A 25,243-nucleotide genomic window follows, 5' to 3' on the forward strand; every position below is an offset into this window, starting at 1 on the left:
CAGTATATAAAGAAAGCATGCAACTATGACATCTGAAAAGACATCTGAAAAAAATAAACGGCCATTATATATCCCCTACGCAGGTTCTAGTTTACTAGAAACACCTTTACTGAATAAAGGTAGCGCATTTAGCGAAGAAGAGCGTTCACACTTTAATTTAACTGGGTTATTACCCCCACGTTTTGAAACTATCGATGAGCAAGTTGAGCGTGCCTACATGCAATATCGTAGTTTTGAAACTAACTTAAATAAACATATTTACCTACGCGCCATTCATGACAACAATGAAACCCTGTTTTTTAAGTTAGTGCAAGCGAACTTGGCTGAGATGATGCCAATTATTTATACCCCAACTGTGGGTGATGCTTGTGAGCAGTTTTCAGATATTTATCGCAGTTCTCGGGGCTTGTTTGTTTCATATGACCAACGTCATCAGCTTGACGATATCTTGCGTAATGCGACAAAAAACAAAGTTAAAGTTATTGTGGTAACTGACGGCGAACGTATTTTGGGTTTAGGTGACCAAGGTATTGGTGGCATGGGTATACCCATAGGTAAACTGTCGCTTTACACAGCTTGTGGTGGTATTAGCCCAGCTTATACCTTGCCTGTGATGCTTGATGTGGGTACCAATAATGAAAAGTTATTAACTGATCCTATGTATATGGGCTGGCGTCATCGTCGTATTGAACAAGATAAATACGACGAATTTTTAGCTATGTTTATTGATGCGGTTAAACGTCGTTGGCCGGATGTTTTATTACAGTTTGAAGATTTTGCTCAACCCAATGCCACTCCCTTGTTAAACCGTTATCGCGATGAACTTTGTTGTTTTAACGATGATATTCAAGGTACAGCGTCGGTTACTGTCGGTACCTTATTAGCGGCTTGTCGTACCAAAAAATCAGCCTTATCAGAGCAACGTGTCGTTTTTGTTGGTGCCGGCTCTGCGGGTTGTGGTATTGCGGAGCAAATTATCTCACAAATGGTCAGTGAAGGGATTGGTGAGCAACAAGCGCGTAGCCAAATATTTATGGTCGACCGTTTCGGTTTATTAACTGAAGGTATGCTGGGTTTACGTGATTTTCAAGAAAAACTGGTCCAGCAACAATCAGCAATAGCACCATGGAATGTCCAAGGTGACTACGCTTCTTTACTGGACGTTATGCATGGCGCTGAACCAACGATTTTAATTGGCGTTTCTGGTGTGCCAGGTTTGTTCACTGAAGCCGTGATTAAAGCCATGAAAGCACATTGTAATATGCCAATAATCTTCCCACTGAGTAACCCAAGTCGTCAGGTAGAAGCAACACCTGAACAAGTGATCAACTGGACCGAAGGTGAAGTGATTATTGCCACAGGTAGCCCGTTTGAGCCCGTTGAATATAAAGGTCAGATGTTTCCTATCGCCCAATGTAATAACAGTTACGTCTTTCCAGGTATAGGTTTAGGTGTGGTGTCAGCAAAGATCAATCGCATTAGCGATGAAATGTTAATGGCAGCAAGCGCCATGTTAGCGCAAGCCTCGCCGTTAGCTAATACTGGTACGGGTGAGTTGTTACCCCCTTTAGTAGAAATTGCGGCGTTAAGTAAAAAAATAGCCTTTGCTGTTGGTAAAGTCGCTTTTGAGCAAAATCTAGCCTTGCCACTATCGGATGAACAACTGATGGAAAATATTGAGCGTAATTTTTGGACACCTCAATATCGTCAATATCGTCGAGTGAGTATTTAAACCGCGATAAAGTTTGATTTAAACCGCATTACAATGAATAAAAAAATAATGAATAAAAAACGCTCACATGGATGAGCGTTTTTCTGTTTAATTCCAGTGGTAATTTTTTTAGTATAAATAAAAATAACTACCGAGTCCGATCTAGGCACAAGTTATAAATTTTAGCTCTAAGCCAAGTAGTCGCCCGCCGATAAAAATATACCTTAAGGCGAACAAGCCGGCTTGCAGTGGTTTAACTTCTCGGCAAAAGCGCTACCTTGCAGGTTAGGCGTGCAGGTGTATGTCATTTCACTGATTTATACCTGCTTATAGTAAAAAAAATTAGCGTAGTTTACGTCAGCTAAAAGTGATAACCCTAGGCATTTGCTTTTAATTCGTCTATAATCGCGCCAAAATTTATACCGTATTTTAATTCTAATTTATTGAGAGGGCTATCATGGCTATCGAACGTACTTTTTCTATCGTAAAACCTGATGCAGTTGCTAAAAACTTTATTGGTCAAATCTACAACCGTTTTGAAACTGCTGGTTTAAAAATCGTTGCGGCTAAAATGATTCATTTATCAAAAGAAAAAGCAGAAGGCTTTTACGCTGAGCACAGCGAACGTCCTTTCTTTGGTGCTTTAGTTGAATTCATGACTTCTGGCCCAGTAATGGTACAAGTTTTAGAAGGCGAAAACGCTGTTCTTAAAAACCGTGAAATCATGGGTGCTACTAACCCAGCTGAAGCGCTTGCTGGTACTATTCGTGCTGATCTTGCTGATTCAATCGATGAAAATGCAGCTCACGGTAGCGATGCATTAGAATCTGCTGCTCGTGAAATTGCTTACTTCTTCGCTGATGAAGAAATTTGCCCACGTACGCGTTAATTTAAAATATTACATAATAAGCTAGCGCTTTAGTCGTTAGCTTAATGTAGTTTAAAAATTAATTTGAAGGATTTTACTGATTAATCGGTAAAATCCTTTTGTCTATTTTAAGACCGTATAAAATTGAGTGTTTTTGCCAGTAAGCATGCTACTGAGAACATTGACTTTTATTGATATAGTGCGAATAAATATCTAATATCGATCCACTAAATTGTTTGTTTTTTCCAGAAAGCGTACAATTTATTCTGTAATTTTTGTAGTATTGAGAAGTTTTTATTATGAGTGATGTAACCGAAGTAGTAACCCCAGTGAAGAAAAAAATTAACTTACTAAACCTTGACCATCAAGGGATGCGAGAATATTTTTCTTCAATCGGCGAGAAGCCATTTCGTGCTGACCAAATTATGAAATGGATCTACCATTTTGGTTATGATGATTTTGAGTTGATGACCAATATAAATAAAAAATTACGTGAAAAATTACAACGTGATACTGAAATTAAAGCGCCCGAGATATCTGAAAAATTGGTATCAAACGACGGCACAATTAAGTACGCGTTAAGCCTTGAAGGCGGTCAAGAAATTGAAACAGTTTGGATCCCTGAAAATGGCCGAGCAACACTTTGTGTTTCATCACAAGTGGGTTGTGCTTTGGAATGTACCTTTTGCGCGACCGCGCAGCAAGGTTTCAACCGTAATCTCACTATGGCTGAAATTATCGGTCAAGTTTGGCGAGTAGCAAATGATATTGGCGCAACGCGCATTGCTGGCACACGCCCGATTACCAACATTGTTATGATGGGCATGGGTGAGCCATTGCTTAACATGAAAAATTTGATCCCGGCATTAGACACCATGTTAAATGATTTAGGCTATGGCTTATCGAAACGTCGTGTCACTGTGAGTACCTCAGGCGTGGTACCTGCCTTAGATATGTTAAAAGAGAAAATAGATTGCGCATTGGCGATATCTATTCATGCGGGTAACAATGCCTTACGTGACGTACTAGTACCGATTAACAAAAAGTATCCACTAGAAGAGTTTTTAGCGGCAGCGGGTCGTTATATCGATGGCTCAAAAGCCAATAAGCAGGCGACCATAGAATACGTGATGCTTGATCATGTTAACGACAGCACGGAACAAGCACATGAATTAGCGCTTGCTTTGAAAGATTTACCCAGTAAAATCAATCTTATTCCATTTAATCCTTACCCAGGTTCACCTTATAAACGCTCGAGTAATTCTCGTATTGATCGCTTCGATAAAGTACTACAAAGCTATGGCTTAACCGTGATCACGCGTCGAACTCGTGGAGACGATATTGACGCAGCATGTGGTCAATTAGCCGGTGAAGTATTAGATAGAACTAAGCGGACAGGAAAAAATGAGGTGAAAGCTGATTCAATTTCAGTAAAGATGGTCTAATTGTTCTTAAACTGATATTTACTAAGTGACTGTGCCTTTATGATGAAAAAATTATTACCATTGTTTATTGCGTTACTAACGACAAGTACATTAACGGCTTGTGTGACGAAAAATTATGGCAATGATAAAAATACGCCGATAATTGAAAATGAAGCCAGTAATAATGAAATAGCCATGACCCGTATATCACTCGGGTTAGGTTATTTAAAAATGGGCAATACCCAACAAGCTAAGCTTAATTTAGAAAAAGCCAAACGTTTTTCACCTAATTTAGTGCAAGTATACACAGCTTTTGCCCATTATTATGACACGGTAGATGAGGCTAAGTTAGCGACCCAAGCTTATGAACATGCGCTAAGCATTGATAATCAAGATGCTGATACGCTTAATAATTATGGCGTTTTTTTGTGTCGACACGAAAAGTACGCCGCCGCTGAAAAAATGATGCTACAAGCGATAGCTATTCCTAGCTATATTTTAGTGGCGCAAAGCTACGAAAACTTAGCCTTATGCCAACTCAAAGCAAAGCAGTTCGATAAAGCCCAAACATACCTTGAAAAAGCGATTGCCCACAGCCCCAATAGAGCGAGTTCTCTGCTGCAAATGATGCGCTTGCAATATGCAAAAAGTGATTATAAGTCAGCGCAAACTTACCTTTACCGCTATGAAAAATCAACGCGTCGTTTTAATGCTGAGGCATTAGCTTTAGCCTTTAAAATATTTGCCAAGCAAGGCAATAAAGCTATTGCTAAAAATTATGGCAATAGGCTGGTTCAAATGTTTCCCCGTTCTTTTGAAGCCAAACAATATATTTTAAATGAACTTTATCAGATTGATGCAGACCAACTAGCTGAAGACTACCGATTTTTTTTGTCGGGAGGTAACAGTAAAAAAACTAAAAAGCGTGTGGTGATATTGTCGCCACAAACGACAGCAAGTGTTACAAACTCTAGCTTAAGTCGTGATGGTTTAAAGCCTATTATGGCCAATTCAGTTATGCCAACGATAGAGCAAGCAACTGAGTTAAAAGCAAAGTCAGCGGACAAAAATCTTGAAAGTAATACGCGTTTACAAAATATTCAGCCAGTTAAGATGAAAGAAGCGCCGTCAAAAAAACAGACGAGTCAAAAAAAAAGTAATGAAAAAAGACCACTTGAAATAATGGCTGGCGAAGCACAAATTAAACAAGAAAATAATAGTACACTTATGGTGTCTTTACCGATTCATGTTGTTATACAAAGTGATAGTTTGTTTACTATTTCTAAGCACTACAATATTGTGATGGAAAGTTTAGCGCGTTGGAATAAGTTACGCCGCCCCTATCTTTTAAAAATTGGTGATGTTCTCTATCTCTCGGATCCAAAATCAGCGATTAAACGCTAAGAGAAATACTTGATGAATCAAGAGCTTGAAGTATTGAAGAATGAAAATGATGACCTGGCAGAAACTACTGACGATATCGAGGTAGTGGGTCCTGGTTCTATGCTCAAAGCAGCACGAGAAATGCGAGGATTAAGCCAACAGCAAGTGGCTAATAAACTCAACTTTAGAATTCACTTAGTAGAAAATATCGAAGTAGATAAATTTGACTGTAGCTTACCTGAGGCTTTTAATCGTGGTTATCTTAAAAATTATGCTCAGTTGGTTAATATTGCTCAGGAAGACGTGTTAAAAAGCTATGAAAAATTAGCGATAACACAAAACCATTGCACAGGCATGCAAAGCTTTTCTAAAGGCACAGAGAAGCAAGCAGAACACAATATGTTGATGTGGATCACTTATCTCATTTTAGCCATATTAGTGACAGCAACTGTAGTTTGGTGGTTTCAAACGCCTTCTGAACAACCTGCGCCGATAGCGGTAAGTACGGTTGAAACCTTAGTCGGAGACAATACGGCGACTAAGCAAGCCAGTCTATCGAACGAAAATAACGAAAAAAACTCAAGCCGTATGCTAAATGACGAGTCAGTCGTTAGTGTAACTAACGTGGTTAACACTGAGGCGAATGTTAATAGCGCTGCAGAAAACCTTGATATAGCTGCGCCGCTTGCTGTTGAACCTGTGTTATCAACGCCAGATTTAACCGAGGCTCAAGTCGATTTAAATAATAACAAAGCGGTTGGTGAAAATGCATTATCTGCCATAATCAACCAGGTTGTTTTCACTTTCGCGGGTGACTGTTGGGTTAATATATTTGATGCTACTGGCGAGCGAATTGCTTGGGGTGTGAAAAAATCAGGTTATATCATGCAAATCTCTGGTCAAGCACCTTTTTCTATCACCTTAGGTAAACCTGAATTGGTACAAATAGATTACAATGACATTCCGGTTGATATGGCTGTATTTAATGCCGGTAATATTGCCAAATTTTCATTACCGCTAGCGCCTTAATACGGTAATTTTTTTTACTTAACGCAACACTATTGAAGTTTTATTATGTTTAAAGAATCTCCTATTATTCGTCGAAAGTCCCGCCAGATCATGGTTGGCAATGTTCCTGTTGGCGGCGATGCCCCGATTACAGTGCAGTCAATGACCAATACTCTGACCACTGATGTCGCGGCAACGGTGGCACAAATTAATGCACTTGAGGCCGTTGGAGCCGACATTGTTCGCGTGAGTGTGCCAACGATGGACGCGGCGGAAGCATTTCGTGAAATAAAGCGGCAAACTAATATTCCATTAGTGGCTGATATTCATTTTGATTATCGTATTGCGTTAAAAGTAGCGGAATACGGCGTTGATTGCCTGCGCATTAACCCAGGTAATATCGGTCGAGAAGACCGGGTGCGCTCTGTCGTTGAGTGTGCTCGGGATAATAATATTCCTATTAGAATTGGCGTAAACGGTGGTTCGTTAGAGAAAGATATTCAAGAAAAGTATAGAGAACCAACGGCTGAAGCTTTGTTAGAATCAGCCATGCGTCATGTTGATATTCTTGATCGCTTAAACTTTAATCAATTTAAAGTCAGCGTCAAAGCCTCGGATGTTTTTCTTGCCGTGGGGGCTTATCGCTTGTTAGCGAAACAAATTGATAACCCTTTGCATTTAGGCATCACCGAAGCTGGCGGTTTACGCTCAGGCTCTGTTAAATCATCAGTAGGATTAGGGCTATTGCTTGCTGAAGGTATTGGCGATACGTTAAGAGTTTCACTAGCAGCTGATCCTATCGAAGAAATTAAAGTTGGCTTTGATATTTTAAAATCACTGAAGCTTCGTAGCCGCGGCATCAACTTCATTGCTTGCCCAAGTTGTTCGCGCCAAGAGTTCGATGTTATTTCAACGGTCAATGCTTTAGAGCAACGTGTTGAAGATATAACCACGCCAATGGATGTGTCAATTATTGGCTGTATTGTTAACGGACCCGGTGAAGCCTTAATTTCTGACTTAGGCTTAACCGGCAGTAGTAAAAAAAGTGGTTACTATCTTGATGGTATTCGTCAAAAAGAGCGCTTTGATAATAACAATCTTGTTGACCAACTAGAGCAACGAATCCGCGCGAAGGCTAAAATGCTTGATGCGAGTTATAAAATAGCCATACAAGAAATCGATTAATAATGGCTAATTATTGCCACAATTGCGCTGTTATTTACGTTTGATAGTAAACTGCCTATAATGCCCGCGATAAAAAATATTCTTTGTATAAGCAAACGAATAATTAAACAGACAAACACTAGCGAGAAAATAATACGTGAGTAAAGCACTTCAAGCAATTAGAGGTATGAACGACTGTTTGCCTGCACAAACCGGCATTTGGCAAATGGTAGAAACAGTACTGCGCCGCGTTGCCAGTAATTATGGTTTTGCTGAAATACGTATGCCGATTGTCGAGTCAACGGCGCTATTTAAACGCTCTATTGGTGAAGTAACCGATATTGTTGAAAAGGAAATGTATACCTTTGAGGATCGTAATGGCGACAGCTTAACATTACGCCCAGAAGGCACAGCAAGTTGCGTTCGTGCTGGTAATCAACACGGATTACTGTATAACCAAGAGCAGCGCTTGTGGTATATGGGCCCCATGTTTCGTCATGAACGTCCACAAAAGGGTCGTTATCGTCAATTTCACCAATTCGGCTTAGAAGCCTTTGGTATAGCAACACCTGATATTGACGCTGAAATTATTATGTTAACGGCTCGACTTTGGCGGGAACTTGGCATCAACGAATTTGTCACACTAGAGCTAAACTCACTAGGTTCGAACGAAGAGCGCGGCAATTATCGTGACGCGTTAGTGGTGTTTTTAACTGAAAAAGAACATCTTTTAGATGAAGATAGCAAGCGCCGCATGCACACTAATCCATTGCGCGTACTGGACAGTAAAAATCCAGAGGTACAAGCTGCATTGGTTGGCGCACCTAAACTAGCTGATTATTTTGCTGAAGAGTCAAGCGCACACTTTGCATCGGTTTGTCAGCGCTTAGACGCTGCGGGTATCAAGTATGTGATTAATGAGCGTTTAGTACGTGGTTTAGATTATTATAACCGTACCGTTTTTGAATGGGTTACCTCGAGCTTAGGTGCTCAAGGCACTATTTGTGCTGGCGGGCGCTATGATGGTTTAGTAGAGCAACTGGGTGGTAAATCAACACCAGGGTTTGGTTTTGCCTTAGGCATTGAACGTTTAGTGTTGATGATGACCAGCTTAGAAAAAGCCAATAACATTAGAGCGCAAGTCGATGCTTACGTTATTATGTTAGGCGATGACGTTGAAATAACCGCTAACGGCTTAGCGGAGCAATGGCGTGATCAAGTGCCAGATATTCGCTTACAATGTCACTGTGGTGGTGGCAATATGAAAAAACAAATGAAGCGTGCAGATAAATCAGGTGCCCAAATAGCATTGATTCTTGGTGAAGATGAAATAGCTCAACAGACGGTAACCGTAAAATATTTGCGCGGACAACAAGAACAACAAAGTTTGCCACTTGAGCAAGTGCCAAGTCTTTTAACAAATTTACTTTAAGGGTCAGTTTTGGATATAAATCAAACAGAAGAACAACAAGTCGAATCAATCAAAAAGTTTTGGAGTGATAATGGTAATGCGATTATTGCTGGTTTAGCTATTGGTTTTGCAGGGTTTATTGGTCTTAACTATTATAATGATCATAAATTGCAGCAAGAGCTAAATACCTCAGAAGCTTATCAAACGATGATCGAGGAGGCGGCTGAAGATAGCACTACTTTTGAAGCTGCGGGCAACGCCTTTATTGCTGAAAATAGTGCCTCTAGTTATACCATGTTAACCGCTATTGCTTTAGCTAAAGAAGCGGCTGAAAAGCAAGACTGGGTAAAAGCTGAAACATATTTAAACACGGCAATTGAAAAGTCAGTGGATGATGGTATTAAAGCGATTGCTACTGAGCGCTTAGCGCGAGTGCAATTACAATTAGAGAAATATGAACAAGCTCTAGTGACATTAACACCAAAATTACCCGCTTCATTTGACACTAGCGTTGAAGAAATTAAAGGTGATATTTACTTTAAACAAGGTAAAAAATCACTAGCTCGTAATGCTTATCAAGCCGCAATTGATTTTGCAACTGAAGGCACTAACCCAGCATTGCAAATGAAATTAGATGATTTAGCGCAAGTCATTAACTTAAGCAAATAGAGAGTGATATAAGCATGTTTATCAGTAAACGCTTTAACAAAAGCCTCCTTGCTATCTGTTTGCTAGCGGTAGGGATTTCTGCATGTTCATCAACCGATGATGAAGATGATGAACTAAAAGTCGCGCCATTAAGCGAAATAAAAGCATTATTTGAACCTGTTGTAAAATGGGATGCCACTGTTGGTGACGGCGTTGGAGATTACTTTTCCCGCATTCAGCCAGTGGTTGCCTACGGCAAAGTATTTAGTGCTAGTCGAGACGGAGATGCCTACGCATTTGATGAGAATAGCGGTGAACAAGTTTGGCATGCTAATTTAAGTGACATCGATAATAAGCGCGGTTTTTTTGATAAGAAAGAACCCGCCTTAATTAGTGGTGGCGCTGTCGTTGGCATCAATAAAGTATTTTTCGGTAGCGAGAATGGCGATGTTATTGCCCTTGATGCAGAAAGTGGCGAGTTATCATGGCAAGGAAAAGTTAAAGGTGAAGTTATTGCTGCACCGGCATTCGATTCCGGAAAACTTGTGGTCAATACTGCATCTGGCGTTATGAAAGCGTTTAATGCTTCAAATGGCCAAGACGACTGGCAAATCGAACAAGACGTTCCGCCGCTTACTTTGCGTGGTATTAGTGCGCCGGTCATTGCGGGTGGTGGTGTTATTGTTGGCTCAGCTGACGGTTCTTTATCAGTTTATTTACTAGAACAAGGTCGTCAAGGCTGGACTGTAGATATTGGTGAGGCGGCAGGTTCAACAGAGCTAGAACGCGTGATTGATGTTGACTCAACGCCATTGATCTTCGGCGACAATATTTATACCGTATCTTCGCGTGGTAATTTAAGTGCGGTTGAACTACGTTCGGGCCGTGTCTTGTGGCAGCGCCAATACTCGTCTTACCGTGAATTAACCATTAGTGGTAATAGCTTGTTTTTAACTGATGTTAAAGGCCACGTATATGCCATTGATCGTAATAATGGCTTAGAGCTTTGGAGCCAATTATCACTGACTAACCGTGGCTTAACCGGACCAGCTCCTATCGGTAGCTATGTTGTGGTTGGCGATTTTGAAGGCTATCTGCATTGGTTAGATCAGGCAACAGGTGAAATTGTGGCTCGTCATCACCTTGATAGCAGTGGTATTCATGCTACACCAACGGTTGAAAATGGCGTTTTGTATAGTCAAGCCCGCAACGGCGACTTAGAAGCGATCACCATTGCTAAATAAGTTATTCAACTAATTAATAGTTATTAACTAGTTGAATAAAAAACTAAAATTATAAACGGCTCCAATGCAAACAGCACTGGAGCCGTTGTTTATTAATAATACTGATATAATGATTGAGTTATATTGAGTTTAAAGAGAGATTTGAGGTGAACATGCTTCCTGTAGTAGCACTTGTTGGCCGACCTAATGTCGGTAAATCAACATTATTTAATAGATTAACGCGCAGTCGAGACGCTTTAGTTGCCGACTATCCAGGGTTAACCCGTGATCGTCAATACGGAAAAGCGGAAGTTGAAGAGCACCCTTTTATTGTTATTGATACCGGTGGTATTGAAGGTAACGAAAAAGGTATTGATGCCTTAATGGCCGAGCAGTCGCTGATTGCCATTGACGAAGCAGATGCCGTGCTATTTATGGTTGATGCAAGAGTAGGTTTAACGTCTGCTGATCAAGGCATTGCTAGCCATTTACGTAAGCAAGATAAAAAAGTATTTTTAGTTGCCAACAAAGTTGATGGTATAGATGCCGACTCTGCTGTGGCCGACTTTTATTCTCTTGGCTTGGGTGGTGTAGTACATCAAATTGCCGCCGCACATGGTCGTGGTGTTACGCAACTATTAACCTTAGCGCTAACGCCTCATATTGCCGAACTTGGTAAACCAAAAGTACTAGAAAATGATGAATTTGACGGTGACTTTGATGAAAACATAGATCATGAAGCGCTAGATAAAAAAAATATTGACGAAGCACCAGAAGAAACTGACACCATCAAGTTAGCGATTATTGGTAAGCCTAACGTCGGTAAATCAACCTTAACGAACCGAATTTTAGGTGAAGACAGGGTGGTGGTATTTGATATGCCAGGTACCACACGTGATAGTGTTTATATTCCAATGGAACATAATGGTCGTCCTTATACCTTAATCGATACGGCAGGTATTCGTCGCCGTAAAAATGTTACTGATATCGTAGAGAAGTTTTCTGTGATTAAAACTCTGCGTGCAATAGAAGATGCTAACGTATGTTTATTAATCATTGATGCTCAAGAGGGCATCAGCGATCAAGATTTAAGCTTACTGGGCTTTATTTTAGAAGCGGGTCGCTCTTTAGTCTTAGCGGTAAATAAATGGGATGGTTTAGATGATCATGTTAAAGATCGTATTAAATCTGAATTAGATCGTCGTTTAGGTTTTATCGATTTCGCTCGTATTCATTTTATATCGGCGTTGCACGGTACAGGTGTGGGTCACTTATACGAATCGGTAGAAGAAGCTTTTGTTTCAGCGACTAAGCGTATTTCTACTTCTATGGTCACCAAAATTTTAGACATGGCGGTGTTTGATCATCAGCCACCTATGCATCAAGGTCGTCGTATAAAACTAAAATATGCTCATGCCGGTGGTTACAATCCACCTATTATCGTTATTCATGGCAATCTAGCGAAAAATCTACCACTTTCTTACAAGCGTTATTTAATGAATTATTACCGTAAATCATTAAAAATTATGGGTACGCCAATAAGAATTGAGTTTAGAGAAACCTCTAACCCGTTTGCTGGTAAGAAAAAGCTCAACTACACCGAGCAAAAGAAAATGGCACGTCTAACTCAAGGTTATAAGAAAGACTAAGTGGCTATTTTGATAAAAAAGCTGATGATAACATCAGCTTTTTTATGACAAAATATAGTTAAAATAGCTAAAAACCATATTGATTTCATGATGATATTCCGCTACTGTGAAATTGTCGACTAACTTGTTTTATTATTTTTTTTGTCTCATTTAAATTAAATGTTGTTGGAAATTTATGCCTGATAATCCTATAAAAGTACCAGTGATTGGGCGATTAAGTCGCAATTTAGCCTTGTTAAATCCAGGCGCGATTGTCACATTAGATATGACAACTCCATCCGGTCAACGTGGTAAGTTTCGTTCAGTTTTTATTGGCTACATGCCAAAAAAATACGTTTTAGTACAATACCCTGACAGTTCAAAGTTGGGCAGTTTTGCACAATACGTAACCCAAGGTATAGGCGTAACCGTGCGCGGGTTAATTGAAGGTCATGAAGGTGCTGTAGTTGCCTTTATTTCTAATATTAGGCAAACGATTCAAATTCCATCACGTATTATTGTGCTTGATTTTCCACGTGAAGTCCTCTTACAAAACCTACGCTCATCAATGCGTATTGAGACTTATATCAAAGCGAAAGTTAAGGTGAAAGGTGACTATTGGGCCTCAGTAATATCTGATATTTCAGTGTCTGGCTGTCAGATTATGATTACTAATGGCGAGAAACTTATCTTAACTGAAGATAAACCCGTGGAAATCATTATTGAAGCTTTCCAAGACTTAAAAAACTTGAAACTAAATGCTGAGATTTGTAACACCAAAACCCAAGTTGATGGTGTCATGCTTGGGGTTAAATTTGATGATTCAAGTAAAGTTGAAGTGAACAAACTGCTACAACAGGCAGTTATTTTACCGCATTAATTTACTGTATTAATTGACTTGCACCGCTATCACCTTAGCGTCTATTACACCATCTGAAATTTCTACTTTAATGGTATCAGCGATATTTATATCTTTGGTACTCTTAATCATTTGTCCCTGTTCATCACGAGTTATACTGTAACCACGAGCAATTGTTGCTAATGGACTTACCATATGAAGTTGTTCGCATTGATGGGCAAAACTTGCTCGCTTGGCTATTAATAAGCGCTGCTGTGCGCCAATAAGTTTTGTGTTGAGTTGAGCCGCCTGTTGCCGATTTTGTTTTATGTGGTTTAATGGTGAGGCATTGAGTAGTCGTTGTTCAAGGTATTGAGGCTTATGCTTAAGTTGGTTTATTGCTCGGGTAATTAGCCCTTGCAAGCGCATACTCAGTTCATCTGACTTTTGCTGTTTATTTTGTAGTTGTTGCTCGGGATGCACTTGGGCTAACCTATGATTTAAACTGGTTAGCGAATGACCGGCGCGCTTGAGTTGTTGCTTAAGCGCTAGCTGTGCACGACTGAGTAATTCAGCCACTTTATTAATACGCTCGTCAACATCAGCAGACACTATTTCCGCTGCTGCAGACGGTGTTGGGGCTCTTAAGTCGGCAACATAGTCAGCTAAGCTTGTATCAATTTCATGTCCAACAGCACTGATGGTTGGCAAGCTTGACTGGAAAATGGCGCGAGCGACTATTTCTTCATTAAAGGCCCATAAATCTTCCAGCGAACCACCGCCACGACCAATTAATAAAACGTCAACCTCATTACGCTCGTTAGCCAAGTTAATCGCTTGGGCAATCTCATATTTAGCCTGTTCACCTTGTACTAACACTGGGTAAATAATGACCTTTATTAATGGATTCCTGCGCTTTAATACTGTGATGATATCTTTGACCGCAGCACCTGTAGGAGAGGTGACAATGCCAACCGTTTGAATTAACTTAGGAATGGCTTGTTTGTGGTGCAGTTCGAATAAACCTTCACCGTGTAGTTTGTCTTTTAATAATTGATATTGCTGTCTTAACAGTCCATCACCCGCTGACTCCATTTGTTCAATAATCAACTGGAAATCGCCTCGTGGTTCGTACAAGGAAACTTTAGCGCGTACTAATACTTGTTGACCATTTTGTGGCTGTATTCTCACCCGACGATTATTGCCTTTGAACATGGCACAGCGAACTTGCGATTTTTGATCTTTTAAGGATAAATACCAATGGCCAGAGCTTGCAGCAATAAAATTCGATATTTCGCCACATAACCAGACGGTATTTAACTCACTTTCTAAGATAAAACGTACTTTTTTGGTGAGTTCACTTACTTGTAGAATGTGCTGTTGAGCCATAAATACTTTACTTTTTCTGTTGTTAAGAGGTAATAATTGGGTAATTGCCCAGTATTATATATTTGTTTAGACCAGCATCGGCAGTTTATTTTCGATTAATTGCAATTTTAAGTTTACCTTAGTAGGGAAAGCGGTTAAAATTCTGCCGCAATATTTCCTCCCTAACCACTCACTTTAGAGAGATGTTGCGATGCTAAGAATTGCTCAAGAAGCGTTAACCTTTGACGATGTTTTACTGGTACCTGCCCATTCTACGGTACTGCCCCATACTGCCGATTTAAAAACTAAATTAACTCGAAAGATAAATTTAAATGTACCTATGATCTCTGCGTCGATGGACACAGTGACCGAAGCGCGTTTAGCCATTACCTTAGCACAAGAAGGTGGCATCGGGTTTATCCATAAAAATATGACCATAGCTGAACAGGCCAAAAATGTTTCTCAAGTTAAGAAATATGAAAGTGGCATTGTTTCAGATCCCGTCACAGTCAACCCAAGTGCAAGTATCGAAGACACTATGCGCCTAGCTGATGAACTTGGTTTTTCTGGTTTTCCTGTTGTTGATGAAAAAAATAAGTTGATTGGTATTATTACCGGTCGCGACTTACGTTTTGAAACAGACTTAACAAAACCAGTTTCAGCATTGATGACTAAAAAAGACAAATTAGTGACCGTCAAAGAAGGTGCGTCACGTGAAGTCATTTTAAGTTTAATGCACGAACATCGTATTGAAAAAATTCTTATGGTTGATGACGCCTTCACACTAAAAGGGTTGATCACAGTTAAAGATTACCAAAAAGCTGAAAATAAACCTAACGCTTGTAAAGATGAATTAGGCCGCTTACGCGTTGGTGCTGCTGTTGGTGTTGGTGCGGGTACCGATGAGCGTATAGATGCGCTGGTTGCTGCTGGAGTCGATGTATTATTGATTGATACCTCTCACGGTCACTCACAAGGTGTGCTTGACCGTGTTGCTGAAACACGTGGCAGATATCCTGACTTACAAATTATTGCCGGAAATGTTGCTACTGGCGCTGGCGCTAGAGCATTGGCCGATGTCGGAGTGGATGCGGTAAAAGTTGGCATAGGCCCAGGTTCTATTTGTACTACCCGTATCGTTACCGGTGTTGGTGTACCACAATTGACCGCTATTTCTAATGCGGTTGAAGCCTTAAAAGGTACGGGTATTCCCGTTATCGCCGATGGGGGAATTCGTTTTTCTGGTGATATTGCTAAGGCACTAGTGGCCGGCGCGCATTGTGTGATGGTCGGCAGCATGTTGGCAGGCACTGAAGAGGCGCCAGGTGAAGTAGAGCTTTATCAAGGACGTTACTACAAGTCATATCGCGGCATGGGCTCTTTAGGCGCCATGAGCCAAAAAGAAGGCTCAAGTGACCGTTATTTCCAAAAATCTGACGGTGAAGCCGACAAACTCGTACCAGAAGGAATTGAAGGCCGTGTTGCTTATAAAGGTCCTGTTGCCGCTATTATTCACCAACAAATGGGCGGTTTACGTTCATCAATGGGCTTAACTGGCTCAGCGACAATTGAAATAATGCGCACTAAGCCTGAATTTATGAAGATTACTTCTGCTGGTATGGGCGAGTCGCATGTGCATGATGTAGCTATCACTAAAGAAGCACCCAACTACCGTATGGGTTAGCGTTATTGAATTATTGTCGGCCAATCTTGGCGTTGTAAGTGCTCACTTAGGAAACTAAGCTCCGCGCTAGCACCTTGAACTGGACGGCAATTTTATCAATTGAATAGCGATAGAAAGTAGAAAAACTGATGCAGGCGAATACCTCATCGACAACAATTCAAATAGGCTGAGCAGTAACTCAAATAGAGCGAACGCTCAGCCTGTTCATTTTATACATTTAAAAATAAAAGTAGGAAAACAACATGAGTAAAGACATTCATGATCACCGCATACTCATATTAGACTTCGGTTCACAGTACACCCAACTCATCGCTCGTCGTGTGCGTGAAATTGGGGTTTATTGTGAATTATGGGCTTGGGATGTTACAGAAGAACAACTGAAAGCTTTTAATCCAACCGGTATTATTTTAGCTGGTGGACCTGAGTCAGTCACTGAGCATAATTCACCACGTGCGCCAGAGTATGTGTTTAATGCCGGTGTACCTGTTTTAGGTATTTGCTATGGTATGCAAACCATGGCTGAGCAATTAGGCGGCAGCGTTGAAAGCTCTGAGCAGAAAGAATTCGGTTATGCCGCGGTTGAAGTTATTACTAAATCTGCACTCTTTAATGCCATTGAAGACCATGTCAGTGAAAACGGTAATGCCTTGTTAGATGTCTGGATGAGCCATGGTGATAAAGTATCAGCTATTCCTGCCGGCTTCGTTACGGTTGCACAAACCCCTAGCTGTAAATATGCCGCTATGGTCAATGAAGAGAAGCAATTTTACGGGGTGCAATTTCACCCTGAAGTGACTCATACCAAGCAAGGTTTACGTATTCTTGAGCATTTCGTTGTTGATATTTGTCAATGTGAAAAGCTTTGGACATCAGCGTCAATTATTGAAGATGCGATTGCCAAAATGAAAGCGCAAGTCGGTGATGATGAAGTCGTACTTGGCTTATCGGGTGGTGTTGACTCATCAGTTGTTGCCATGCTGTTACATCAGGCAATTGGCGATAAGTTAACTTGTGTTTTTGTTGATAACGGTTTACTGCGTTTAAACGAAGGCCAACAAGTCATGGATATGTTCGGCGACCATTTTGGTTTGAATATCATTCATGTTAATGCCGAAAACCGCTTCTTAGACCGTTTGGCTGACGAGAGTGATCCTGAGAAAAAACGTAAAATTATTGGTAATGTTTTTGTTGAAATTTTTGATGAAGAAGCCAATAAACTCAGTAATGCTAAATGGTTAGCACAAGGTACTATCTACCCTGATGTTATTGAGTCAGCCGCGTCAGCAACCGGTAAAGCACATGTGATTAAGTCGCACCATAATGTGGGTGGCTTACCTGAACATATGAAACTTGGCTTAGTTGAGCCATTACGTGAATTATTCAAAGATGAAGTGCGTAAAATAGGCCTTGAGTTAGGACTACCTTACGACATGCTTTATCGTCATCCATTTCCTGGACCTGGTTTAGGTGTGCGAATTTTAGGTGAAGTGAAAAAAGAATATGCTGACTTATTACGTCGTGCTGATCACATTTTCATTGAAGAATTACACAAACATGACTTGTATAAAAAAGTCAGCCAAGCTTTCACGGTATTTTTACCGGTACGTTCAGTTGGCGTGATGGGCGATGCACGTAAATATGATTGGGTAGTTAGCCTACGTTGTGTAGAAACTATCGATTTTATGACTGCACGTTGGTCACATCTACCCTACGAGTTCTTAGGCCTAGTGTCTAACCGTATTATCAACGAAGTGGATGGTATTTCTCGTGTAGTTTACGATATATCGGGTAAACCACCCGCGACTATTGAATGGGAGTAACTGAGCCTTAAGCGGGTGAGAACATTCAACTCTGCGTTAGCAGTACTCAGCGAGTAAACTAGGCTTGGTGCTTTCGCCTTGAATTTGAATCTTCTTCCTGTGTTGATGACCTCAGTTATTTTTTCATTAATATTATAAAACCCTAAGGTGTAAACCTTGGGGTTTTTTATGTACCAGATGTTAGGGTATGCTGCGATTACATGGATATGAAGGCGCAGCGATTTTAACTATATCAAGGCGAGAATAATGACAATTGAAAGACTAGAGACTAAAGCGCGCATGAGCCGCATAGTAAAACACAATGGCACCGTTTATTTATGTGGTCAGGTTTGCGCTGACGCCACGCAAAGTATTACTGAGCAAACACAAACTATGCTAGATAAGGTTGAGGCTTTATTAGTAGAGGCCGGTAGTTCAAAACAGCATATGTTATCAGCCACAATATACCTAAAAACGATGACTGATTTTGCTGCTATGAACACAGTATGGGATGCTTGGGTGCCACTAGGTTTTGCACCCGCTCGTGCTTGTGTGCAAGCGGCGATGGCAAGAGATGTGCTTTTGGTCGAAATAAGTGTTGTTGCTGCCTTAATATCATAGACTAGACAGTATATATTTAAGCAGTAGGGCAATTATGTTACAGCAATCATTAAAAACTACCTTTGGGTTTGATGAGTTTAGAACCGGGCAAGAGCAAACCATAACGCAGTTGCTTAATGGTGACTCTTCCTTAGCCATTTTCCCTACCGGTGCCGGTAAGAGCTTATGCTATCAATTAGCGGCAATAAATTTACCGCATTTAACCTTGGTGGTATCGCCCTTATTGGCCTTGATGAAAGACCAACTCGCATTTTTGCATACAAAAGGTATTGCCGCGGCCAGTATCGATTCAACATTATCATTTGAAGAGAGTCAGCAAATTACCCGTGACGTTCGCTCGGGTAAAATAAAAATCTTGATGGTATCAGTTGAGCGTTTTAAAAATGAGCGCTTTCGTCAGTTTATTGAAGCTATTGCTATTTCTATGTTGGTGGTAGACGAAGCACATTGTATTTCAGAATGGGGTCATAATTTTCGACCTGATTATTTAAAATTGCCACGTTATCGACAAGAGCTCAATATTCCCCTAGTGCTTTTACTTACCGCCACAGCCACTAAACAAGTTAAGCAGGATATGGCTAATAAATTTGCCATTACTGATGAGCATATAGTGCAAACAGGTTTTTATCGCAGCAACTTAGATCTATCTGTTTTACCGGTCGCAGAAAGAGAGAAAAACCAAACACTGGTTGATTTAATTCGCCAGCACCAAGGTTGCGGTATCATTTATGTTACTTTGCAACATAGTGCTGAAAAAGTGGCTGACTTTCTGCAACAACAAGGTATAGCGGCAAAGGCTTACCATGCCGGTTTTAAAGATGATGTGCGCAAGCAAATTCAGCAAGACTTTATGCACGGAAAAACCCCGATTATCGTCGCAACTATCGCCTTTGGTATGGGGATAGATAAAGCTAATATCCGTTTTGTTATTCATTATGATTTACCCAAATCTATTGAAAACTATAGTCAAGAAATTGGCCGGGCAGGTCGAGACAAAGCTAATGCTGCCTGTTTTACTCTGGCCAATCTTGATGGTATTCATACCGTAGAAAACTTTGTTTATGCTGACACGCCTGAGCGCTCAAGCATCGACTATGTGTTGCAAAACATACGTAACGAAATGCAAGATGGCCAATGGGAACTGCAAGTGCTGAGCTTGTCAAATGCCAGTAATATTAAACAGCTGCCATTAAAAACCTTATTGGTTCAGTTAGAATTACTTGGGGTTATTGACGCTAAATTTAGCTATTTTGCTGATTTTAAATTTAAATTTGTTACGCCAAAAGCGCAAATCATCAGCGCATTTAATGCCGAGCGTAACGAATTTTTAGCACAAGTTTTTAATTGCGCAAAAATGAAGAAAATTTGGGGTGAGCCCGACTTTGATCTTATGTATGCGCGTCATCAAGCGCCGAGAAAACGTATTGTTGCAGCGCTTGAGTATTTAGCAGAGCAGCAGCATATTGTGTTGGAAACGAAAAAGGCAACAGAAGTCTTTAGTGTCAACATGGCGGCGTTAGAAAATAATGCTTTGGTTGATACGCTTTTTGATTACTTTTCTGACAAAGAGCAAGCCGAAATCGAGCGTATCACTAAGCTGGTCGCGTTTTTTCAAAGTGAAGATTGTTTAACTCAACAGCTCTCGCAATACTTTGATGATCAAGGTGCACCAAAAAACTGTGGGCATTGTTCCGTTTGTCGTGGGCAGGTGGCAATATTACCTTATTCAAGCAATCATCAAACAGTGAGTGTTGACACAATTGCTCTAGGTATTAAGCAGTTGCAACAGCATTTTTCAACGTTAAAGTCTCCTGTTGGTGAATCAGCGAATATCTTGTCTACTGATACTATTTGTCGATTTTTGTCTGGCATGAGTGTGCCGTTATTTACCCGCGCTAAAGTGCGGCAATTAAGTTACTTTGGCGTTTGTCAGTATATGCGCTACAGCGAAATTAAAGCACAAGTCATACCTTTGGTATAATACCATATCACTAATTATCTGATCATTTTTACTGGTTAAAACAACCAACTACTGCGTTATTTATTTAATAATTAGAACAACTAGTTATTAAAATAAATGCCTTATATTTGGCCATTTTTCCTGCGTATAAAGTAGACCACCTAATTAATGAAATTGGTATAACTTGTGCTGGCGAGATATCAGACCGATCAAAAAAGGCACTTTATCAGTGCCTTTTTTAATATCAGCTTAGGTTAATCTAGCCTTGGCTTGGATTCATAAATGTTAGTGATCGTGGCCACAACCTTCTTCACCTTCAACATGAACATGGCCATGCGCTAACTCTTCTTCAGTAGCATCACGTACTTCTATAATTTCAACATCAAACTTTAAGTCCATGCCGGCCAACGGGTGATTACCATCAACGGTAATCTCATTTTCTTGTGCGTCAATGACGATAACGGTTTGTTCGCCTTCATCAGTCGTGGCGCGCAGCTGACTACCTACGTCTAAATCTTCAATGCCAGCAAACATTTCTTTGGGTACGGTTTGTACAAAGCCGTCTTCACGTTGTCCATAAGCATCGTCTGCACTGACTTCAACTTCAAATTTATCACCGGCTTTGTGATCAACTAAGGCTGCTTCCAAGCCAGGGATCAGATAGTTAGAACCTTGAATTACCGCTAGTGGGCTGTGATCATAAGAACTATCAATTAAGGTGTCTTCGTTATCAGATACCGCGTAATGCAGTACAACAACTTTGTTGTCGGTAATTTTCATATTATGTCCTATTCAGTGGTTGTGCTTAATTTGTAAGGTAAGGGTATTATTGTTAGGGCTGAGTCTTGGGTTTTAATTCTTAGCGCTGTGCTATTATCAACATCGTTAGCTAAAACGCCTTGTATGTAGGTCTGCATATTACTGGCTTGATAAACCGCTAATACATCACCGGCTTTACGCCAATTTTCACCAAGCTTTTTCTCGATGATATCACCGACGTTAGCCTCCATATCTTTGCCTGTTAGGGCAAAAAGCGCGCGTTTGTTTTTACCTAAATATTGCATACGAGCAACAGTTTCTTGGCCTAAATAACAACCTTTAGTAAAGCTAATGCCATTGATTGCTTGCAGGTTTAGCATTTGCGGTACATATTCTGCGACATACTGTTGAGAGAGCATGGGAAACCCAGCTGAAATCTCTAGTAAGTTCCAAAGCGCACCGTCATAGACTGGAAAATCAAAGGTTGCAGAAATATCAGCTAATTTATCAACGTTATCAATAATGATATAGCGGCTAATGTTGCCAGCAAGGTAAACCAAGGTGGTATTATTTTCGTGTACTACGGGTGTAAGTGTGTCAGGCACTTGTTGAAATAATGTCGCCATTTTAGCTGATGCTTGCTCGCCTGCAATGGCTAAATAAGCCAGTTCAGTGTCTTGGCTTATCTCAACTTTAGCAAAGACGGCAAATTTCTTTAGTTCTGCTAAAGATTGCTCAATCGAACTTGTTGGTTGGAGTAGGAAAAATTTTTCTTCACGCTCCAGTAAACGAAAAGCAGAAAATACTTTACCTTTGGCGTTACAGTGCGCGCCAATAAGGAGCTTTTCCTGCGCCAAGGTGTCAACGTCACAGGTAACTTGCCCTTGTAGGTATTTGATTTGTTCTTGACCCGTTAAGGTAATGGCGCCAATACTATCAAGGTTGATTGCAAATACTTCTGGTAATTCGTTATAACTAGGTAAGTTATTATTCATTATGTTCATCATCCGGCGATATTGCTAAAAAAAGGCTATTAACATCATAGGTGAGGACATTTATTCAGATTACAAGCATATAGCCGATTTTTCTGCTATTTTACTATTAAAAGTTTACTAATTTAATGATCAATTCGTGGCTATTTTAACTTTGGATTTGTTAGAATGTGGCGAGATTTTACTAATTAGAGTGATGTATGACATTAAAAGATAATAAACCTCGACTTCGCTGGGCTTGTCGACGCGGTATGCTAGAGTTAGATATACTTTTTATGCCATTTGTTGAAGAGGCTTACGATGAATTATCTACTGAACATAAAGCTACTTTTGAGCGTCTATTAGAGTGTCAAGATCCTGAGCTATTCGCATGGTTTATGGGGCACGAAACTTGTGAAGACAAAGAGCTTAACGCCATGGTGCAGATTATATTACAGCGAGTTAAACTATAATATTAAGGTATCGCCTTCTAGGCATAGGGCGATATTTAACTTATTATTTTATTTGAGTTTTACTTATCTTACCTTAACCGTTCTTTTCGGCATTAGCTTTTGGCTGGGATTTTTTATGGCTGCTTTGTTGGGCTTTATAATTTTTCTGTATCGCCAAGCCCCTGCGCCGCTAGCAAGTCAGTGGCTGATGTTATTTACCTCAAGCAAAGATAAAACTAAAGCGAATTTTGTTTTATCAGATACGGGTGAATGCCAATTTAACCATCAAAAAGCTTTGCAAATATCGGCTAACTCACAAATTAATTTGTGGGGTTATTGGTTGGTTTTTAGCAGCAAAGACGCCGTAACTACTCAACACTTTATTTTCAAAGATAGCTTATCTAGCAAAGATCAGGCGCGTTTGGCTCGCACTATCTTGCGGGTAAAAAGTTACGGATGAAAAGCGGTGACTGAAAAGTTACGGGTAAAAATACCTTATTACTCCACTGGTTTAAGTATAGTGATTTTTGCTTCTGTCAATAAATCAGGGAAGTCCAAGGTATAATGCAAACCTCGACTTTCTTTACGATCTAATGCTGATCTAATAATTAATTCGGCCACTTGGACTAAGTTTCGTAACTCCAATAAATTATTACTGACTCTGAAATGTCGGTAGTATTCTTCGATTTCACTTTGTAAAAGTTCGACTCGGTGCAATGCTCGCTCTAAGCGTTTTGTTGTGCGTACAATACCGACATAGTCCCACATAAATAACCGCAGTTCGTGCCAGTTGTGTTGAATAACCACTTCTTCATCTGAGTCGGTAACTCGGCTTTCATCCCAGGCAGGAAGTGTTATGCAAGGTTTTGATATATCAATTTTTTGTTCAATATCAATGGCGGCGGCTCGCGCAAATACTAGGCACTCTAGTAGCGAGTTACTTGCCATGCGATTAGCGCCATGTAGTCCGGTATAAGCGACTTCGCCTATCGCATATAGATTTTCAATATCGGTTTGGCCCTGTTGATTAATCATAACACCACCACAGGTGTAATGAGCAGCAGGTACCACTGGCATAGGTTGTTTTGTGATATCGATGCCAAGGGCGAGTGTGCGTTCGTAAATGGTTGGGAAATGCTGCTTAATAAAATCACTGGATTTGTGGCTAATATCTAAATACATGCAATCGGCGCCAAGTCGTTTCATTTCAAAATCGATCGCGCGGGCCACAATGTCACGTGGCGCTAATTCAGCTCGTTCATCAAAGCTAGGCATAAATCGGCTACCATCAGGGCGAAGTAGCAGTGCGCCTTCGCCTCTTAGTGCTTCAGTCAATAAAAAGGTACCTGCCTCAGGATGGAATAAACAAGTAGGATGAAATTGATTAAACTCCATATTTGCAACGCGACAACCAGCGCGCCATGCCATAGCTATACCATCGCCACTGGCAACATCAGGATTTGAGGTATATTGATAAACTTTACTCGCGCCACCCGTGGCTAAAATAGTTTTATGGGCAAAAATGCGCTCAACGTGTTCATCATTTCGATTCCATACATAGGCACCAATACATTCACGTTCAGCATTGACTTTATTTTTTTGATAAACCAGATCAATAGCGTTATAGCGTTCAAAAATACGAATGCGAGGGTGATTTTTTACCTGTGATGCCAAGGTTGTTTGAATGGCTTGACCTGTGGCATCAGCTGAATGCAGAATTCTTCGGTGACTATGTCCGCCTTCTCGCGTTAAATGATAGCGAATATCTCCATTAGCAGCCGGTACATCTTGATCAAAATCAACGCCTTTATCAATCAACCATTCTAAGCAGTTTTTGGCATTTTCAGCGGTATGTTGCACTATGGCTTCGTCGCATAATCCCGCTCCAGCGATTAAGGTATCAGCGACATGTGAGGCAATACTGTCATTTTCATCGAAGACTGCTGCAATACCCCCTTGGGCATAAAATGTTGAGCCTTCGTTAATTTGGTCTTTGCTTAAAATAAGCACGTCGGCATTTTTGGCTAGATGCAGAGCAAGCGATAATCCTGCTGCGCCACTGCCGATAATTAAAACGTCACAGTTGTGTTGTTGATTCATATATTCTTAAAATTAAGGTACAATAATCTATGACCCAATATAGCTTTTATTGCTGTTACAGAACAGCAGAAAACTATTTTTATAAACAAAATTTAATTTTTTTCAATATTTATCGAACTTTTTAACATAAGGCTAGTCCTACTTGTTGCGTTTGCCATGAGTTGTTGCGTTTGCTATGAGCCAGATGTAAACCAGATGTAGATAAGTGAAATAATGGCGAGTA

Annotated in this window: 21 protein-coding genes; 17 read left to right on the forward strand and 4 right to left on the reverse strand. The window is 40.4% G+C overall.

Annotated features, from left to right (window positions below; genetic code table 11):
- The first annotated feature begins 25 nt into the window (after positions 1-25).
- The 11 genes from H4J65_RS06285 (at position 26) to H4J65_RS06335 (ending at position 13,348) form a co-directional block, all read left to right on the forward strand.
- On the forward strand, positions 26-1,732 hold the full coding sequence (locus H4J65_RS06285) for an NAD-dependent malic enzyme (protein WP_182196838.1): 1,707 nt from the start codon (positions 26-28) through the stop codon (positions 1,730-1,732).
- Positions 1,733-2,168: 436 nt separating this feature from the next.
- Positions 2,169-2,600: a nucleoside-diphosphate kinase gene (gene ndk, locus H4J65_RS06290; RefSeq protein ID WP_182134874.1), complete on the forward strand. Its 432-nt coding sequence runs from the start codon at positions 2,169-2,171 to the stop codon at positions 2,598-2,600.
- A gap of 278 nt (positions 2,601-2,878) precedes the next feature.
- On the forward strand, positions 2,879-4,024 hold the full coding sequence (locus tag H4J65_RS06295) for a bifunctional tRNA (adenosine(37)-C2)-methyltransferase TrmG/ribosomal RNA large subunit methyltransferase RlmN (protein ID WP_182134877.1): 1,146 nt from the start codon (positions 2,879-2,881) through the stop codon (positions 4,022-4,024).
- A 39-nt stretch (positions 4,025-4,063) separates the two neighbouring features.
- Positions 4,064-5,407 carry a type IV pilus biogenesis/stability protein PilW gene (pilW, locus tag H4J65_RS06300; RefSeq protein ID WP_182196842.1) on the forward strand — a complete coding sequence of 448 codons (1,344 nt, stop codon included), beginning with the start codon at positions 4,064-4,066 and terminating at the stop codon, positions 5,405-5,407.
- 12 nt (positions 5,408-5,419) lie between these two features.
- A complete protein-coding gene (locus H4J65_RS06305; protein WP_182196846.1) occupies positions 5,420-6,415 on the forward strand; it encodes a RodZ domain-containing protein in 996 nt (331 codons plus the stop codon).
- Positions 6,416-6,460: 45 nt separating this feature from the next.
- Positions 6,461-7,579, forward strand: coding sequence for a flavodoxin-dependent (E)-4-hydroxy-3-methylbut-2-enyl-diphosphate synthase (gene ispG, locus H4J65_RS06310; RefSeq protein WP_182196849.1), 1,119 nt, complete (start codon positions 6,461-6,463; stop codon positions 7,577-7,579).
- Between the two features lie 136 nt (positions 7,580-7,715).
- Positions 7,716-8,990: a histidine--tRNA ligase gene (gene hisS, locus H4J65_RS06315; RefSeq protein ID WP_182134885.1), complete on the forward strand. Its 1,275-nt coding sequence runs from the start codon at positions 7,716-7,718 to the stop codon at positions 8,988-8,990.
- A 9-nt stretch (positions 8,991-8,999) separates the two neighbouring features.
- On the forward strand, positions 9,000-9,638 hold the full coding sequence (locus H4J65_RS06320; protein WP_182196851.1) for a tetratricopeptide repeat protein: 639 nt from the start codon (positions 9,000-9,002) through the stop codon (positions 9,636-9,638).
- Between the two features lie 14 nt (positions 9,639-9,652).
- Positions 9,653-10,861, forward strand: a complete 1,209-nt coding sequence (bamB, locus tag H4J65_RS06325; RefSeq protein ID WP_182196854.1) for an outer membrane protein assembly factor BamB — start codon at positions 9,653-9,655, stop codon at positions 10,859-10,861.
- Positions 10,862-11,013: 152 nt separating this feature from the next.
- Positions 11,014-12,489, forward strand: a complete 1,476-nt coding sequence (gene der, locus H4J65_RS06330) for a ribosome biogenesis GTPase Der (protein ID WP_182134891.1) — start codon at positions 11,014-11,016, stop codon at positions 12,487-12,489.
- Positions 12,490-12,664: 175 nt separating this feature from the next.
- Positions 12,665-13,348: a PilZ domain-containing protein gene (locus tag H4J65_RS06335; RefSeq protein ID WP_182134893.1), complete on the forward strand. Its 684-nt coding sequence runs from the start codon at positions 12,665-12,667 to the stop codon at positions 13,346-13,348.
- A 9-nt stretch (positions 13,349-13,357) separates the two neighbouring features.
- On the opposite strand, the gene xseA is transcribed toward H4J65_RS06335, so the two are convergent.
- Positions 13,358-14,695, reverse strand: a complete 1,338-nt coding sequence (gene xseA / locus H4J65_RS06340; protein ID WP_182196856.1) for an exodeoxyribonuclease VII large subunit — start codon at positions 14,693-14,695, stop codon at positions 13,358-13,360.
- A gap of 190 nt (positions 14,696-14,885) precedes the next feature.
- On the opposite strand from xseA, the gene guaB reads away from it, so the two are divergent.
- From guaB to H4J65_RS06360, 4 genes are all read left to right on the forward strand, one after another.
- Positions 14,886-16,358, forward strand: a complete 1,473-nt coding sequence (gene guaB, locus H4J65_RS06345; RefSeq protein ID WP_182134897.1) for an IMP dehydrogenase — start codon at positions 14,886-14,888, stop codon at positions 16,356-16,358.
- Positions 16,359-16,600: 242 nt separating this feature from the next.
- The gene (gene guaA / locus H4J65_RS06350) at positions 16,601-18,178 is read left to right on the forward strand and encodes a glutamine-hydrolyzing GMP synthase (protein ID WP_182185383.1); all 1,578 of its coding nucleotides are present in this window, start codon (positions 16,601-16,603) and stop codon (positions 18,176-18,178) included.
- A 246-nt stretch (positions 18,179-18,424) separates the two neighbouring features.
- Entirely contained in the window at positions 18,425-18,778 is a 354-nt protein-coding gene (locus tag H4J65_RS06355; RefSeq protein WP_182196858.1) for a RidA family protein, read from the forward strand.
- Between the two features lie 34 nt (positions 18,779-18,812).
- Positions 18,813-20,759, forward strand: a complete 1,947-nt coding sequence (locus tag H4J65_RS06360; RefSeq protein ID WP_182196860.1) for an ATP-dependent DNA helicase RecQ — start codon at positions 18,813-18,815, stop codon at positions 20,757-20,759.
- 264 nt (positions 20,760-21,023) lie between these two features.
- Here the strand turns inward: H4J65_RS06360 and H4J65_RS06365 are convergent, their stop codons facing one another.
- The gene (locus H4J65_RS06365) at positions 21,024-21,518 is read right to left on the reverse strand and encodes a peptidylprolyl isomerase (RefSeq protein WP_182134905.1); all 495 of its coding nucleotides are present in this window, start codon (positions 21,516-21,518) and stop codon (positions 21,024-21,026) included.
- A gap of 8 nt (positions 21,519-21,526) precedes the next feature.
- Entirely contained in the window at positions 21,527-22,492 is a 966-nt protein-coding gene (gene ygfZ / locus H4J65_RS06370; RefSeq protein ID WP_259363322.1) for a tRNA-modifying protein YgfZ, read from the reverse strand.
- Between the two features lie 197 nt (positions 22,493-22,689).
- On the opposite strand from ygfZ, the gene H4J65_RS06375 reads away from it, so the two are divergent.
- Complete coding sequence (locus H4J65_RS06375; protein WP_182134909.1) at positions 22,690-22,941, forward strand: succinate dehydrogenase assembly factor 2; 252 nt, start codon at positions 22,690-22,692, stop codon at positions 22,939-22,941.
- Positions 22,883-23,380, forward strand: coding sequence for a protein YgfX (locus tag H4J65_RS06380; RefSeq protein ID WP_310649923.1), 498 nt, complete (start codon positions 22,883-22,885; stop codon positions 23,378-23,380). The genes H4J65_RS06375 and H4J65_RS06380 overlap by 59 nt, the downstream gene beginning before the upstream one ends.
- Before the next feature lie 38 nt (positions 23,381-23,418).
- Here H4J65_RS06380 and nadB read toward each other — a convergent pair whose 3' ends face one another.
- Complete coding sequence (gene nadB / locus H4J65_RS06385) at positions 23,419-25,020, reverse strand: L-aspartate oxidase (RefSeq protein WP_182134913.1); 1,602 nt, start codon at positions 25,018-25,020, stop codon at positions 23,419-23,421.
- Between the last annotated feature and the right edge of the window lie 223 nt (positions 25,021-25,243).

It is taken from the genome of Colwellia sp. MB02u-9 (assembly GCF_014077085.1).
GTDB lineage: Bacteria > Pseudomonadota > Gammaproteobacteria > Enterobacterales > Alteromonadaceae > Cognaticolwellia.

Bases quoted from the DNA above. Each gene is read 5' to 3' on its own strand.
- H4J65_RS06285 (WP_182196838.1), top strand. From the start codon at position 26: ATGACATCTGAAAAGACATCTGAAAAAAATAAACGGCCATTATATATC.
- ndk (WP_182134874.1), top strand. From the start codon at position 2,169: ATGGCTATCGAACGTACTTTTTCTATCGTAAAACCTGATGCAGTTGCT.
- H4J65_RS06295 (WP_182134877.1), top strand. From the start codon at position 2,879: ATGAGTGATGTAACCGAAGTAGTAACCCCAGTGAAGAAAAAAATTAAC.
- pilW (WP_182196842.1), top strand. From the start codon at position 4,064: ATGATGAAAAAATTATTACCATTGTTTATTGCGTTACTAACGACAAGT.
- H4J65_RS06305 (WP_182196846.1), top strand. From the start codon at position 5,420: ATGAATCAAGAGCTTGAAGTATTGAAGAATGAAAATGATGACCTGGCA.
- ispG (WP_182196849.1), top strand. From the start codon at position 6,461: ATGTTTAAAGAATCTCCTATTATTCGTCGAAAGTCCCGCCAGATCATG.
- bamB (WP_182196854.1), top strand. From the start codon at position 9,653: ATGTTTATCAGTAAACGCTTTAACAAAAGCCTCCTTGCTATCTGTTTG.
- der (WP_182134891.1), top strand. From the start codon at position 11,014: ATGCTTCCTGTAGTAGCACTTGTTGGCCGACCTAATGTCGGTAAATCA.
- H4J65_RS06335 (WP_182134893.1), top strand. From the start codon at position 12,665: ATGCCTGATAATCCTATAAAAGTACCAGTGATTGGGCGATTAAGTCGC.
- xseA (WP_182196856.1), bottom strand. From the start codon at position 14,695: ATGGCTCAACAGCACATTCTACAAGTAAGTGAACTCACCAAAAAAGTA.
- guaB (WP_182134897.1), top strand. From the start codon at position 14,886: ATGCTAAGAATTGCTCAAGAAGCGTTAACCTTTGACGATGTTTTACTG.
- guaA (WP_182185383.1), top strand. From the start codon at position 16,601: ATGAGTAAAGACATTCATGATCACCGCATACTCATATTAGACTTCGGT.
- H4J65_RS06355 (WP_182196858.1), top strand. From the start codon at position 18,425: ATGACAATTGAAAGACTAGAGACTAAAGCGCGCATGAGCCGCATAGTA.
- H4J65_RS06360 (WP_182196860.1), top strand. From the start codon at position 18,813: ATGTTACAGCAATCATTAAAAACTACCTTTGGGTTTGATGAGTTTAGA.
- H4J65_RS06365 (WP_182134905.1), bottom strand. From the start codon at position 21,518: ATGAAAATTACCGACAACAAAGTTGTTGTACTGCATTACGCGGTATCT.
- ygfZ (WP_259363322.1), bottom strand. From the start codon at position 22,492: ATGAATAATAACTTACCTAGTTATAACGAATTACCAGAAGTATTTGCA.
- H4J65_RS06375 (WP_182134909.1), top strand. From the start codon at position 22,690: ATGACATTAAAAGATAATAAACCTCGACTTCGCTGGGCTTGTCGACGC.
- nadB (WP_182134913.1), bottom strand. From the start codon at position 25,020: ATGAATCAACAACACAACTGTGACGTTTTAATTATCGGCAGTGGCGCA.